At 64.0% G+C, this 12,310-nt stretch carries 13 protein-coding genes; 5 read left to right on the top strand and 8 right to left on the bottom strand.

The annotated features are described in order from the left end of the window. Nucleotides 1-72: 72 nt before the first annotated feature. Both K675_RS0115030 and upp read right to left on the bottom strand, forming a co-directional pair. The gene (locus K675_RS0115030; protein ID WP_017904330.1) at nt 73-1,347 is read right to left on the bottom strand and encodes a uracil-xanthine permease family protein; all 1,275 of its coding nucleotides are present in this window, start codon (nt 1,345-1,347) and stop codon (nt 73-75) included. A gap of 2 nt (nt 1,348-1,349) precedes the next feature. Beyond that, entirely contained in the window at nt 1,350-1,988 is a 639-nt protein-coding gene (upp, locus tag K675_RS0115025) for a uracil phosphoribosyltransferase (protein WP_017904329.1), read from the bottom strand. Nucleotides 1,989-2,175: 187 nt separating this feature from the next. On the opposite strand from upp, the gene K675_RS0115020 reads away from it, so the two are divergent. The 3 genes from K675_RS0115020 (at nt 2,176) to K675_RS0115010 (ending at nt 4,224) form a co-directional block, all read left to right on the top strand. After that, complete coding sequence (locus K675_RS0115020) at nt 2,176-2,733, top strand: hypoxanthine-guanine phosphoribosyltransferase (RefSeq protein WP_017904328.1); 558 nt, start codon at nt 2,176-2,178, stop codon at nt 2,731-2,733. Nucleotides 2,734-2,736: 3 nt separating this feature from the next. Next, the gene (locus K675_RS0115015; protein WP_026145213.1) at nt 2,737-3,210 is read left to right on the top strand and encodes a WbuC family cupin fold metalloprotein; all 474 of its coding nucleotides are present in this window, start codon (nt 2,737-2,739) and stop codon (nt 3,208-3,210) included. A 72-nt stretch (nt 3,211-3,282) separates the two neighbouring features. Further along, complete coding sequence (locus K675_RS0115010; RefSeq protein ID WP_017904326.1) at nt 3,283-4,224, top strand: AEC family transporter; 942 nt, start codon at nt 3,283-3,285, stop codon at nt 4,222-4,224. A 327-nt stretch (nt 4,225-4,551) separates the two neighbouring features. On the opposite strand, the gene K675_RS0115005 is transcribed toward K675_RS0115010, so the two are convergent. The 6 genes from K675_RS0115005 to gatC all read right to left on the bottom strand — a co-directional run bounded on the left by K675_RS0115005 (nt 4,552) and on the right by gatC (nt 9,960). Further along, entirely contained in the window at nt 4,552-4,932 is a 381-nt protein-coding gene (locus K675_RS0115005; protein WP_017904325.1) for a carboxymuconolactone decarboxylase family protein, read from the bottom strand. A gap of 11 nt (nt 4,933-4,943) precedes the next feature. Next, complete coding sequence (locus K675_RS0115000; RefSeq protein WP_026145212.1) at nt 4,944-5,996, bottom strand: calcium/sodium antiporter; 1,053 nt, start codon at nt 5,994-5,996, stop codon at nt 4,944-4,946. Nucleotides 5,997-6,046: 50 nt separating this feature from the next. After that, nucleotides 6,047-6,418, bottom strand: a complete 372-nt coding sequence (locus K675_RS0114995; RefSeq protein ID WP_017904323.1) for a septal ring lytic transglycosylase RlpA family protein — start codon at nt 6,416-6,418, stop codon at nt 6,047-6,049. Between the two features lie 191 nt (nt 6,419-6,609). Further along, nucleotides 6,610-8,070 (bottom strand): Asp-tRNA(Asn)/Glu-tRNA(Gln) amidotransferase subunit GatB, encoded by a 1,461-nt coding sequence (gatB, locus tag K675_RS0114990; protein WP_269745390.1) that lies wholly within the window; start codon nt 8,068-8,070, stop codon nt 6,610-6,612. A gap of 134 nt (nt 8,071-8,204) precedes the next feature. Continuing rightward, nucleotides 8,205-9,656 carry an Asp-tRNA(Asn)/Glu-tRNA(Gln) amidotransferase subunit GatA gene (gene gatA, locus K675_RS0114985; protein WP_017904321.1) on the bottom strand — a complete coding sequence of 484 codons (1,452 nt, stop codon included), beginning with the start codon at nt 9,654-9,656 and terminating at the stop codon, nt 8,205-8,207. Nucleotides 9,657-9,672: 16 nt separating this feature from the next. Then, nucleotides 9,673-9,960: an Asp-tRNA(Asn)/Glu-tRNA(Gln) amidotransferase subunit GatC gene (gatC, locus tag K675_RS0114980; RefSeq protein WP_017126548.1), complete on the bottom strand. Its 288-nt coding sequence runs from the start codon at nt 9,958-9,960 to the stop codon at nt 9,673-9,675. Nucleotides 9,961-10,170: 210 nt separating this feature from the next. Here gatC and mreB point away from each other — a divergent pair, with 210 nt between their 5' ends. Beyond that, nucleotides 10,171-11,208 (top strand): rod shape-determining protein MreB, encoded by a 1,038-nt coding sequence (gene mreB / locus K675_RS0114975; protein ID WP_002555108.1) that lies wholly within the window; start codon nt 10,171-10,173, stop codon nt 11,206-11,208. Between the two features lie 142 nt (nt 11,209-11,350). After that, a partial coding sequence (gene mreC, locus K675_RS0114970) for a rod shape-determining protein MreC (protein ID WP_157383942.1) occupies nt 11,351-12,310 on the top strand: 960 nt, incomplete at its 3' end.

Below are 12,310 nucleotides of genomic sequence, written 5' to 3'. Positions count from 1 at the left end.
CGGCGGCTCTGCCGCCGAGCGCGGGCAAGCCCGCTCACCACAAGGAACTGGCCTTGTGGTGAGCGGTTGCGATTACACCAGCGGTTCGTCAGCCTTGTTCTTCTTCCAGCCGTCATTGCCCGGCAGAATCAGGTTCAGCGCGATCGCGACCACGGCGCACAGGGCGATGCCCTTGAGGCCGAAATCATCCGGGCCGGTGCCGCTGCCGACCAGCACGCCGCCAATGCCGAACACCAGCGTGACCGAGACGATCACCAGGTTGCGCGCTTCGCCCAGGTCGATCTTGTGGCGGATGAGGGTGTTCATGCCCACCGCCGCGATCGAACCGAACAGCAGGCAGAGAATCCCGCCCATCACCGGTACCGGAATGCTTTGCAGCAGCGCGCCGAACTTGCCGATGAAGGCCAGGGCGATGGCGAAGACCGCCGCCCAGGTCATGATCTTCGGGTTGTAGTTCTTGGTCAGCATCACCGCGCCCGTCACCTCGGCATAGGTGGTGTTGGGCGGGCCGCCGAACAGGCCGGCCGCCGTGGTGGCCAGGCCGTCACCCAGGAGCGTTCGATGCAGGCCGGGCTTCTTCAGGTAGTCGCGACCGGTCACGCTGCCCACCGCGATCACGCCGCCGATGTGTTCGATCGCCGGGGCCAGGGCCACCGGGACGATGAACAGGATCGCCTGCCAGTTGAACTCCGGGGCGGTGAAGTGCGGCAGGGCCAGCCATGGCGCGGCAGCGATCTTCGCGGTGTCGACCACGCCGAAGTAGAACGACAGGGCAAAACCCACCAGGACGCCCGAGATGATCGGCACCAGGCGGAAGATCCCCTTGCCGAACACCGCGACGATCAGGGTGGTCAGCAGCGCCGGCATGGAAATCAGCATCGCCGTGCGGTAGGGAATCAGTTCGCTGCCGTCACCGGCCTTGCCCATCGCCATGTTCGCGGCGATCGGCGCCATGGCCAGGCCGATGGAAATCACCACCGGGCCGATCACCACCGGCGGCAACAGCCGGTCGATGAAGCCGGTGCCCTTGATCTTCACGGCCAGGCCGAGGAAGGTGTAGACGAAACCCGCCGCCATCACGCCGCCCATGGTCGCGGCCAGGCCGAACTGGCCCTTGGCGAGAATGATCGGGGTGATGAAGGCGAAGCTCGACGCCAGGAACACCGGTACCTGGCGGCCGGTGACCAGCTGGAACAGCAGAGTCCCAAGGCCCGCGGTGAACAGCGCGACGTTCGGGTCCAGGCCGGTGATCAGCGGCATCAGCACCAGCGCGCCGAAGGCGACGAAGAGCATCTGCGCGCCGGACAGCACCGTGCGCCAGAGCGGGTCGTTGAACTCATCCCGCATGTTCAGGCGTCCTTCTGCTTGGTGCCGAAGATCTTGTCACCGGCATCGCCCAGGCCTGGAATGATATAGCCATGTTCGTTCAGCTTCTGATCGACGGAGGCGGTATAGAGGGTCACATCCGGGTGGGCCTTCTCGACCGCGGCGATACCTTCCGGCGCGGCCACCAGCACCATGGCGCAGATTTCCTTGCAGCCGGCCTTCTTCAGCAGGTCAATGGTGGCGACCATCGAGCCGCCGGTGGCGAGCATGGGATCGATGATCATCGCCAGGCGCTCGTCGATTTCCGGCACCAGTTTCTCCAGATAGGTGTGGGCTTCGAGGGTTTCCTCGTTGCGGGCCACGCCCACGGCGCTGACCTTGGCGCCCGGGATCAGGCTGAGCACGCCTTCGAGCATGCCGATACCGGCACGCAGGATCGGCACCACGGTAATTTTCTTACCGGCGATCTTCTCGACTTGTACGGTGCCGCACCAGCCATCGATGTTGTAGGTTTCGAGGGGCAGGTCCTTGGTCGCCTCATAGGTCAGCAACGCTCCGACTTCCTGGGCAAGCTCACGGAAGTTCTTCGTGCTAATGTCTGCGCGGCGCATGAGGCCGAGCTTGTGACGGATCAGCGGGTGGCGGATCTCACGGATGGGCATAGGGAAAGGCTCCGACGGCGGGCAAAAAAACCGGCCTAGATTAATCTATCCGGGGTTTATGTCCTATAGACCCGTAGTACGTTAGTCCAGAAACGCTTGATCTGGCCTGCGCGGGTGCGTACCTTTGCCCGCTTTTCTTGCGCAGCCGCCTGCACAAGTCCCATTTGAGCACCCTTTGGAGAGCGCCATGTCCGCTGATCTCGAGCATATCCGTCAAGTCATGCGCGAAGCCGACTGCCTGTACACCAACGCTGAAGTCGAGACGGCCATCGCCCGTGTCGGCGCCCAGATCAATGCCGACCTGGCCGAGCGCAACCCGGTGGTGTTCTGCGTGATGAACGGCGGCCTGATCTTCTCCGGCAAATTGTTGACCCACCTGGACTTCCCGCTGGAAGCCTCCTACCTGCACGCCACCCGCTATCGCAACGAAACCAGCGGCGGCGAGCTGTTCTGGAAAGCCAAGCCGGAAGTCTCGTTCATCGACCGTGACGTGTTGATCATCGACGACATTCTCGACGAGGGGCATACCCTTGGCGCGATCATCGACTTCTGCAAGCATGCCGGTGCCCGCCAGGTGCACACCGCCGTGCTGATCGACAAGGAACACGACCGCAAGGCCCGTCCGGACCTCAAGGCCGACTACGTCGGACTGCCCTGCATCGACCGTTACATCTTCGGTTATGGCATGGACTACAAGGGCTACTGGCGTAACGCTGCCGGTATTTTTGCCGTCAAGGGCCTGTAATCCATGGCTGGGGCCCGCTTTCTCGATGCAGCGTTGTTCGCCGACCTGGCCGCGAAGGCGGCGGCCAGTCCCCGTGGGCGCATGCACCACAACTTCCATGAGATGGATGAGCCGTGCCATCGCATGGCGGTCGGCCTGCAGCCGAGCACCTATGTGCCGCCCCATCGGCACCTGAGCGCGGACAAGGCGGAGACCCTGCTGGTGCTGCGCGGCAGCCTGGGCCTGCTGGTGTTCGACGAGGACGGTCAGGTACTGGCCCGGCGCGTCCTGCAGGCCGGTGGCGACTGCCCGGCGGTGGACCTGCCGGCCGGTGTGTTCCACGGCCTGGTGGTGCTTGAGCCCGATACCGTGATGTTCGAGTGCAAGGCCGGTCCGTATCGGCCGGTGGGCGAGGGCGAGATGGCCGCCTGGGCCCCGCGTGAGGGAGAGGCTGGAGTCGCCCAATACCAGGCCTGGATGCGCGCGCAGTTCGCCTGAGGCGCTCGGGCAGGATGGCCCGCTTTGCCGTATCATTAGCCTCCTAACGACGGGCAAGGGATTCTCAGGGCAATGCTGGCCATCTTTCTCGATACACTGACCATCACCGCTCCGGTCTTCGCCATGTTGTTCCTCGGCGTGGCGCTCAAGCGCGTGGGCTGGATCAACGACAACTTCATCCATACCGCCTCGGCGCTGGTGTTCAACGTCACCATGCCGGCGCTGCTGTTCCTCGGCATCCTCCACGCCGACCTGCATTCGGCCCTTAAGCCCGGGGTGCTGGGCTACTTCGTGGTTGCCACTCTGGTGACTTTCGCGGGGGCCTGGGGCTGGGCGATCTGGCGTTGCCCGAAGGAAGACCGCGGGATCTACACCCAGGGTGCCTTTCGCGGCAACAACGGGGTGATCGGCCTGGCCCTGGCGGCCAGCATGTATGGCGACTACGGGATTTCCCTCGGCGCGATTCTCGCCGCGCTGGTGATCCTGTTCTACAACACCCTGTCGACCATCGTCCTGGCGGTCTACAGCCCGGTGATCAAGTCCGACCCGTGGAGCATCAGCAAGAGCGTGCTGAGCAACCCGTTGATCATCAGCGTGATTGCCGCGGCGCCCTTCGCCTATTTCCAGATCGGCCTGCCTGGCTGGCTGGAGACCTCCGGCAACTACCTGGCGCAGATGACCCTGCCACTGGCGCTGATCTGCATCGGCGGCACCCTGTCGCTGGCGGCGTTGCGCAAGAGCGGCGACACGGCACTCAGTGCCAGCCTGGTGAAGATGGTCGGCCTGCCGCTGTTCTCGACCCTGGGTGCCTGGCTCTGCGGTTTCCGCGGAGCGGAACTGGGCATCCTGTTCCTCTACTTCGGCAGCCCGACGGCGGCCGCCAGTTTCGTCATGGCCCGTACCGCCAATGGCAACCACGAACTGGCGGCGGCGATCATCGTGATCACCACGCTGATGGCGGCGGTCACGACCAACATCGGCATTTTCGTCCTGCAGTGGGGCGGCTGGATCTGAGCCGGCCTGGTGGTGAGTCGGCTTGGTGGCGAGTGGGGGGTGGTGGCGAGCGAGTCTTGTGGTGAGCGGGCTTGCCCGCGCTCGGCTGCGAAGCGGCCGTAGACCCTACGGCTCCGTCTTGGCTGGCGCACCGCGCCGGCCGGTTTCAGGGCTGCTTCGCACCCCAGCGCGGGCAAGCCCGCTCGCCACAGGTGGCCACGGCTGGAGCTAGAGGAAGCCACAGGTGGCCACGGCTGGAGCTAGAGGAAGCCACAGGTGGCCACGGCTGGAGTCAGAGGAAGCCACAGGTAGATACAGCTGGAGTCAAAGCCACATGACGTCTTTCGGTCAGTCGGCTTTCTGGTAGGCGTCGATCACTTCCTGCGCTGCGCGAAAGGCATCGATCGCCGCCGGCACGCCGGCGTATACCGCGCAGTGCAGCAGGGCCTCGCGGATTTCTTCCACCGTGCAGCCGTTGTTCAGGGCGCCGCGGACGTGACCCTTGAGTTCCTGCGGGCACTTGAGTGCGGTCAGCGCGGCGAGGGTGATCAGGCTGCGGGTCTTGAGCGGCAGCCCGTCGCGGTTCCAGACGCTGCCCCAGGCGTGTTCGTTGACGAAGTCCTGCAGTGGCTGGCTGAATTCGCTGGCATTGCCCAGTGCGCGGTCGACGAAGGCATCGCCCATGACCTGACGACGCATCTCGACACCGGGTTTTTTCTGATCGCTCATTGCAGTGGCTCCTAGGAGTGTTGGCGACGCCAGGCTCGCAGCGTACTGAACAGCAGATACACCAGCAGCGCCGGCAGGATAAAGAACAGCATCAGGTGTTCCAGTCGCACCGCCATCGGCATGCCGGTGGTGAACCACACCACGTGCAGTCCGTAGGCCAGGTACAGGCCGAGAAACAGCAGGCCTTCGGCACGGGTGATGCGATAGCCGGAGTAGAACACCGGCCAGCACAACGCCGCGACGGCGAGCATCACCGGCAGGTCGAACGACAACGCGTTGGGCGAGACCGACAGCGGTTGCGGGACGATCAGCGCGGTCACGCCGAGTACGCCCAGCAGGTTGAACAGGTTGCCGCCGATCACGTTGCCAACGGCGATATCGCGCTGGCCACGGACGGCGGCGATCAGCGAGGTGGCCAACTGGGGCAGCGAGGTGCCGACCGCGACGACGGTCAGGCCGATGATCCGTTCCGACAGGCCCAGTTCCGTGGCAACTTCGACGGCGGCATCGAGCAGCAGGTGGCCGGCGAGGGCCAGCAGGGCCAGGCCGAGCAGCATCCAGAACGCACTGCTGAGCCAGGGCGCACGCCGGCGCTGTGTTTGCAGCGCCGGTGCGGGGGGCGGCAGGCCGTGTTGCGAGGTACGCAGCAGCAACCCCAGGTACAGCGCAAACACCAGCAGCATCAGCACGCCGTCGAAGCGGCTCAGCTCTTCATTGAGGGCCAGGCCGAAGACCATGAGGCTGGCGACGATCATCAGCGGTATGTCCAGGCGCACCAGTTGGCGCGAGACCCGTAGGGGGATGATCAGCGCCGAGAGACCGAGAGTCACCAGGCTGTTGAAGATATTCGCACCAATCACGCTGCCGACCGCGATGTCGGCGTTTTCCTGGATGGCGGCCTGCAGGCTGACGGCCATCTGCGGGGCGCTGCTGCCGAAGGCGACGATGGTCAGGCCGATCAGCAGTGGCCGCACCCGCAGGCTGGCGGCCAGGCGCACGGCGGCGCGCACCAGCAGTTCGGCGCCGATCACCAGCAGGAACAGGCCGCCGAGCAGTTGAATCAGGCTCAGGATCGGCAGGTTGGTCAATCCGAAAATGGCGGTGCTCCCCGGGGTCAGTCGCTGAGGCTCTGGACGCGCACGCGTGCGGTACCGCTTTGTAGCATGCCCAGCTCTTCGGCGGCTTGTCGGGAAACATCGATCAGGCGTCCGCGGGTATGCGGGCCGCGATCGTTGATACGGAGCACGACGCTACGGTCGTTGGCGAGGTTGGTGACTTTTACCCGGGTGCCGAAGGGGAGCTGGCGATGGGCGGCGGTCAGGCCGTTCTGGTTGAAGGGTTCACCGCTGGCGGTGCGCTTGCCGTGGTGCTGGCGGCCGTAATAGGAGGCTGTGCCGGTTTCGTCGTAGCCGCGCGGGTCGATGTCGTGGGTGGCACAACCGGCCAACAGGGAGAGGAAGGCAAAGGCGGCGAGCAGGCGTTTCATCGGATATCCTCGGTGGAGCTGCGATTGCGCATCTGTGGCGAGGGGGCTTGCCCCCGTTCGGCTGCGTAGCAGTCGTAAAACCGGACACCTCGTCTCGTCTGAGACACTGAGTGTGCTGGCTTCAGGGCCGCTTCGCTGCCCAGCGGGGGCAAGCCCCCTCACCACAAGGTGGCCTGCGCACCTGGGGGCTGTCAGCCTTCGAGCTTGCTTTTCAGCAGTTCGTTCACCTGTTGCGGGTTGGCCTTGCCCTTGGAGGCCTTCATCGCCTGGCCGACGAAGAAGCCGAACATCTTGCCGCGCTTGGCTTCATCCGCCGCACGGTACTGCTCGACCTGCTCGGCGTTGGCCGCGAGGACTTCGTCCAGCACCTTCTCGATCGCTCCGCTGTCGGTGACCTGTTTCAGGCCGCGGGCCTCGATCACCTGGTCGGCACTGCCTTCGCCGTTGGCCATGGCTTCGAACACGGTCTTGGCGATCTTGCCGGAGATGGTATTGTCCTTGATCCGCAGCAGCATGCCGCCCAGTTGCTCGGCGGTGACTGGCGCCTGGTCGATTTCCACGCCCAGCTTGTTCAGCAGGCTGCCCAGCTCGACCATGACCCAGTTGGCCGCCAGCTTGGCGTCGGCGCTGATGGCCACCACCTGCTCGAAGTATTCCGCCTGCTCGCGGCTCGAGGCCAGGACGCTGGCATCATACAGCGACAGGCCGTACTGCGATTGGAAACGCTCGCGTTTCTGTGGCGGCAGTTCCGGCAGTTTGGCGCGTACTTCATCCAGGAACGAGTCCTCGATGATGACCGGCAGCAGGTCCGGATCGGGGAAGTAGCGATAGTCGTTCGCTTCTTCCTTGCTGCGCATGGCACGTGTCTCGTCCTTGTTCGGGTCGTACAGGCGGGTTTGCTGGATGACCTTGCCGCCGTCTTCGATCAGTTCGATCTGACGCTGTACTTCGCTGTTGATCGCCTTCTCGATGAAGCGGAACGAGTTGACGTTCTTGATCTCGCAGCGGGTGCCGAACTCGACCTGGCCCTTTGGACGAACCGAGACGTTGCAGTCGCAACGCAGCGAGCCTTCGGCCATGTTGCCGTCGCAGATGCCCAGGTACCGCACCAGGGCGTGGATCGCCTTGACGTAGGCCACGGCCTCCTTTGCACTGCGCATGTCCGGTTCGGAAACGATTTCCAGCAGGGGGGTGCCGGCGCGGTTCAGGTCGATGCCGGTGGAGCCGCTGAAGTCTTCATGCAGGCTCTTGCCGGCATCCTCTTCGAGGTGCGCGCGGGTCACGCCGATGCGCTTGACCGTACCGTCTTCCAGGGTGATATCCAGGTGGCCCTTGCCGACGATCGGCAGTTCCATCTGGCTGATCTGGTAGCCCTTGGGCAGGTCCGGGTAGAAGTAGTTCTTGCGGGCGAACACGTTGTGCTGGCCGATCTCGGCGTCGATCGCCAGGCCGAACTTCACCGCCATGTGCACCGCTTCCTGGTTCAGCACCGGCAATACGCCGGGCATGCCCAGGTCGACCAGGCTGGCCTGGGTGTTGGGTTCGGAGCCGAAAGTGGTCGAGCTGCCGGAGAAAATCTTCGATTGGGTGGCGAGCTGGGTGTGAATCTCCAGCCCGATCACGACTTCCCATTGCATGGTGTTTTTCCTCAAATCTTGCCAGGGGACTTTTGAAGCGTCGCGAGCGAAGGTAAGGCAAGGCGAAGGCTGGCGAGTAAGCGCAGTTGACTGTAGTCAATGAGCATTACGAGCCAGCTTTCAATGCAGCATTACCGAGCGCAGCAGCTTCAAAACCCCTGGGGGGTGCGGGTGTGCCAGTCAGTGTTCAACTGATACTGGTGCGCAACGTTGAGCAAGCGGCCTTCCTGGAAATACGGGGCAAGCAATTGCACGCCGACCGGCAAGCCGTCGACGAAGCCCGCAGGCATGGACAAGCCCGGCAGACCCGCGAGGTTGGCGGTGATGGTGTAGAAGTCTTCCAGGTACTCGGCGACCGGATCGTTGTTCTTGGCGCCGATCTTCCAGGCCGGGTTCGGCGTGGTCGGGCCGAGAATCACGTCGACTTCCTTGAAGGCGTTCATGAAATCGTTCTTGATCAGACGGCGGATTTTCTGCGCCTTGAGGTAGTAGGCGTCGTAGTAGCCGGCCGACAGGGCGTAGGTGCCGACCATGATCCGGCGCTGCACTTCGGCGCCGAAACCTTCGCCACGGGAACGCTTGTACAGGTCGGTGAGGTCGGTCGGGTTCTCGCAGCGATGGCCGAAGCGCACACCGTCGAAACGCGACAGGTTGGAGGAGGCCTCGGCCGGTGCGATCACATAATAGGCGGGGATCGCATGCTGGTTGTTCGGCAGGCTGATCTCCTTGATCACGGCACCGAGCTTTTCCAGTTCCCTGACGCTTTCCTGCACCCGTTCGGCGATGCGCGGGTCGAGGCCGGCGCTGAAGTATTCCTTCGGTACACCGATGCGCAGGCCTTGCAGCGAGTCGTTCAGGCTGGCGCTGTAGTCCGGTACCGGCTCATCGATGCTGGTGGAGTCCTGTGGGTCGAAACCGGCCATGCCCTGCAGGAGCAGCGCGCAGTCTTCGGCGGTACGGGCCAGCGGGCCACCCTGGTCGAGGCTGGAGGCGTAGGCGATCATGCCCCAGCGCGAAACACGGCCGTAGGTCGGTTTCAGACCGGTGAGGTTGGTGAACGCCGCCGGCTGGCGGATCGAGCCGCCGGTGTCGGTCGCGGTGGCGGCCGGCAGCAGGCGCGCGGCAACGGCTGCGGCCGAACCGCCGGACGAACCACCAGGCACGTGCTCCAGGTTCCACGGGTTCCTTACCTTGCCGTAGTAGCTCGACTCGTTGGCCGAACCCATGGCGAACTCGTCCATGTTGGTCTTGCCCAGGGTCACCGCGCCGGCGGCCGCGAGCTTGGCCACCACTGTGGCGTCGTAGGGCGCCTTGAAGTTGTCGAGCATCTTCGAGCCGCAACTGGTGCGCACGCCCTGGGTGCAGAACAGGTCCTTGTGGCCGACGGGCGCGCCGAGCAGGGCTCCGCTTTCGCCATTGGCGCGACGCGCGTCGGCAGCCTTGGCCTGTTGCAGGGCCAGTTCCTCGGTGAGGCTGATGAAGCTGTTGACCTGCGGGTCGAGCTGGGCAATGCGCGCCAGCAGGGTGCGGGTCAGTTCTTCGGCGGAAAACTTCTTGTCGGCGAGTCCGCGGGCGATCTCGGCCAGAGTCATTTGATGCATTGCAGGCTCTTTCCCTTTAGTCGATGACTTTCGGAACCAGGTACAGGCCGTTTTCGACCGCTGGTGCGATGGACTGATAGGCCTCGCGATTGTTGCGCTCGGTGACGGCGTCGGCGCGCAGGCGCTGGCTCGCTTCCAGAGGGTGGGCAAGGGGTTCGATACCGTCGGTATCGACTGCCTGCATCTGGTCGACCAGACCCAGAATGCTGTTCAGGGCTTCGGTGGTGCGTGGAAGATCGGCCTCGACCAGGCCCAGGCGGGCCAGGTGGGCGATTTTTTCCACGTCGGAGCGATCAAGCGCCATGGGAATCTCCAGTGGAAAACAAAATGGAAGCTGTCCGTGTGTCAGGTTGGCGGAACACTACCGCACTTCTACGGTCACATGGCCGCGATTGTATGGGATGGTGCTCGGAAAAACGCCTAATTTAACATATTGGCGCCTTGCCCAAAATCCCCGTCGTTGTTAGAGTTTGCCGCACTTTTTTACCCACGCGTTGCCCAGGGTCCCTTTCCAATGTTCAAGAAACTGCGTGGCATGTTTTCCAGCGATCTTTCCATCGACCTGGGTACAGCCAACACCCTTATTTACGTGCGCGAGCGCGGTATCGTCCTGAATGAGCCATCGGTTGTTGCGATTCGCACCCATGGCAACCAGAAAAGTGTCGTCGCCGTCGGTACCGAAGCCAAGCGCATGCTCGGTCGTACGCCGGGCAATATTGCCGCCATTCGTCCGATGAAGGACGGTGTGATCGCCGACTTCAGCGTCTGCGAAAAGATGCTGCAGTACTTCATCAACAAGGTTCACGAAAACAGCTTCCTGCAGCCCAGCCCTCGCGTGCTGATCTGCGTGCCGTGCAAGTCGACCCAGGTCGAGCGTCGCGCCATTCGTGAATCGGCCCTCGGGGCCGGTGCCCGCGAGGTGTTCCTGATCGAGGAGCCGATGGCGGCCGCGATCGGTGCCGGTCTGCCAGTGGAGGAGGCCCGTGGCTCGATGGTCGTCGACATCGGTGGCGGTACCACCGAAATTGCGCTGATCTCCTTGAACGGTGTGGTCTATGCCGAATCCGTACGCGTCGGTGGCGACCGCTTCGACGAAGCGATCATCACCTACGTGCGTCGCAACTACGGCAGCCTGATCGGTGAATCCACCGCCGAGCGCATCAAGCAGGAAATCGGCACCGCCTATCCGGGTGGCGAGGTGCGTGAAGTCGACGTCCGCGGCCGTAACCTGGCCGAAGGCGTACCGCGTGCCTTCACCCTCAATTCCAACGAAGTGCTCGAAGCGCTGCAGGAATCCCTGGCGACCATCGTCCAGGCGGTCAAGAGCGCCCTGGAGCAGTCGCCTCCGGAACTGGCTTCGGACATCGCCGAGCGTGGCCTGGTGCTGACCGGTGGTGGCGCGCTGCTGCGTGACCTCGACAAGCTGCTGGCCCAGGAAACCGGCCTGCCGGTGATCGTCGCCGAAGACCCGCTAACCTGCGTGGCTCGTGGCGGTGGCCGTGCCCTGGAAATGATGGACAAGCACACCATGGACCTGCTCTCCAGCGAGTGAGTTCGCTGGCAGACGCTAGGACGGTCCGTTCACAGGCAGCACTTTGCAGTGCTGCCTGTTGCGTTTATCTTCTGTCAATCTGCAGCCAGGCCGGTTTGATGCCGTATGAATAAAATGTCTATTTGCCTGGGAGGAGCGGCTTATTAAACCGCTTTTCGCCAAAGGCCCCTCATTGGGCGTGCGCCTGCTGGTGCTGGTCGTGCTGTCGGTTGCGCTGATGGTGGTCGATGCCCGCTTCACGGTGCTCAAGCCGATTCGCAGCCAGGCCTCGCTGGTGCTGATGCAGTCGTACTGGATCACCGACCTGCCGCAACGGCTGTGGCAAGGCGTTGCCAGCCAGTTCGGCAGCCGCACCGAGCTGGTCGCCGAGAACGAAAAACTCCAGACCGAGAACCTGCTGTTACAGGGCCGCCTGCAGAAGCTGGCCGCCCTGACCGAGCAGAACGTGCGTCTGCGCGAGTTGCTGAACTCCTCGGCGCTGGTCAACGAAAAGGTCGAGGTCGCCGAGCTGATCGGCATGGACCCCAATCCCTTCACCCATCGCATCATCATCAACAAGGGTGAGCGCGATGGCGTGGTGCTCGGCCAACCGGTCCTCGATGCCCGTGGCCTGATGGGCCAGGTGGTCGAGCTGATGCCATACACCTCCCGCGTGCTGCTGCTGACCGACACCACCCACAGCATTCCGGTACAGGTCAACCGCAACGGACTGCGGGCGATCGCCAGCGGTACCGGCAACCCCGAGCGCCTGGAATTGCGCCATGTCGCCGATACGGCGGACATCAAGGAAGGTGACCTGCTGGTCAGCTCCGGCCTGGGTCAGCGGTTCCCGGCCGGCTACCCGGTGGCGACGGTCAAGGAAGTCATCCACGACTCCGGCCAGCCGTTCGCCATCGTCCGTGCCGTGCCGACCGCCGCGCTGAACCGCAGCCGCTACCTGCTGCTGGTGTTCAGTGACAGCCGTACGCCGGAAGAGCGGGCCAATGACGCGGCCCAGGCCCAGGAGGCCGACAAGCAGGGCGAAGGTGCTGCCGCGGTGCCGGCGGCCGTGCCCAAGCCAGCGGCGACCCCGGCCGCTCCCGTCGTCACGGCCCCGACAACC

It is taken from the genome of Pseudomonas fuscovaginae SE-1 (assembly GCF_000364705.1).
GTDB lineage: Bacteria > Pseudomonadota > Gammaproteobacteria > Pseudomonadales > Pseudomonadaceae > Aquipseudomonas > Aquipseudomonas fuscovaginae_A.
Note: the sequence above shows the minus strand (reverse complement) of the source record. Positions and strands in the feature narration are given on the sequence as shown.

Excerpts from the sequence above, each read along its gene's own strand:
- upp (WP_017904329.1), bottom strand. The coding sequence starts at position 1,988 with ATGCCCATCCGTGAGATCCGCCACCCGCTGATCCGTCACAAGCTCGGC.
- mreB (WP_002555108.1), top strand. The coding sequence starts at position 10,171 with ATGTTCAAGAAACTGCGTGGCATGTTTTCCAGCGATCTTTCCATCGAC.
- gatA (WP_017904321.1), bottom strand. The coding sequence starts at position 9,656 with ATGCATCAAATGACTCTGGCCGAGATCGCCCGCGGACTCGCCGACAAG.
- K675_RS0115015 (WP_026145213.1), top strand. The coding sequence starts at position 2,737 with ATGGCTGGGGCCCGCTTTCTCGATGCAGCGTTGTTCGCCGACCTGGCC.
- gatC (WP_017126548.1), bottom strand. The coding sequence starts at position 9,960 with ATGGCGCTTGATCGCTCCGACGTGGAAAAAATCGCCCACCTGGCCCGC.
- K675_RS0115010 (WP_017904326.1), top strand. The coding sequence starts at position 3,283 with ATGCTGGCCATCTTTCTCGATACACTGACCATCACCGCTCCGGTCTTC.
- K675_RS0115020 (WP_017904328.1), top strand. The coding sequence starts at position 2,176 with ATGTCCGCTGATCTCGAGCATATCCGTCAAGTCATGCGCGAAGCCGAC.
- K675_RS0114995 (WP_017904323.1), bottom strand. The coding sequence starts at position 6,418 with ATGAAACGCCTGCTCGCCGCCTTTGCCTTCCTCTCCCTGTTGGCCGGT.
- K675_RS0115005 (WP_017904325.1), bottom strand. The coding sequence starts at position 4,932 with ATGAGCGATCAGAAAAAACCCGGTGTCGAGATGCGTCGTCAGGTCATG.
- K675_RS0115030 (WP_017904330.1), bottom strand. The coding sequence starts at position 1,347 with ATGCGGGATGAGTTCAACGACCCGCTCTGGCGCACGGTGCTGTCCGGC.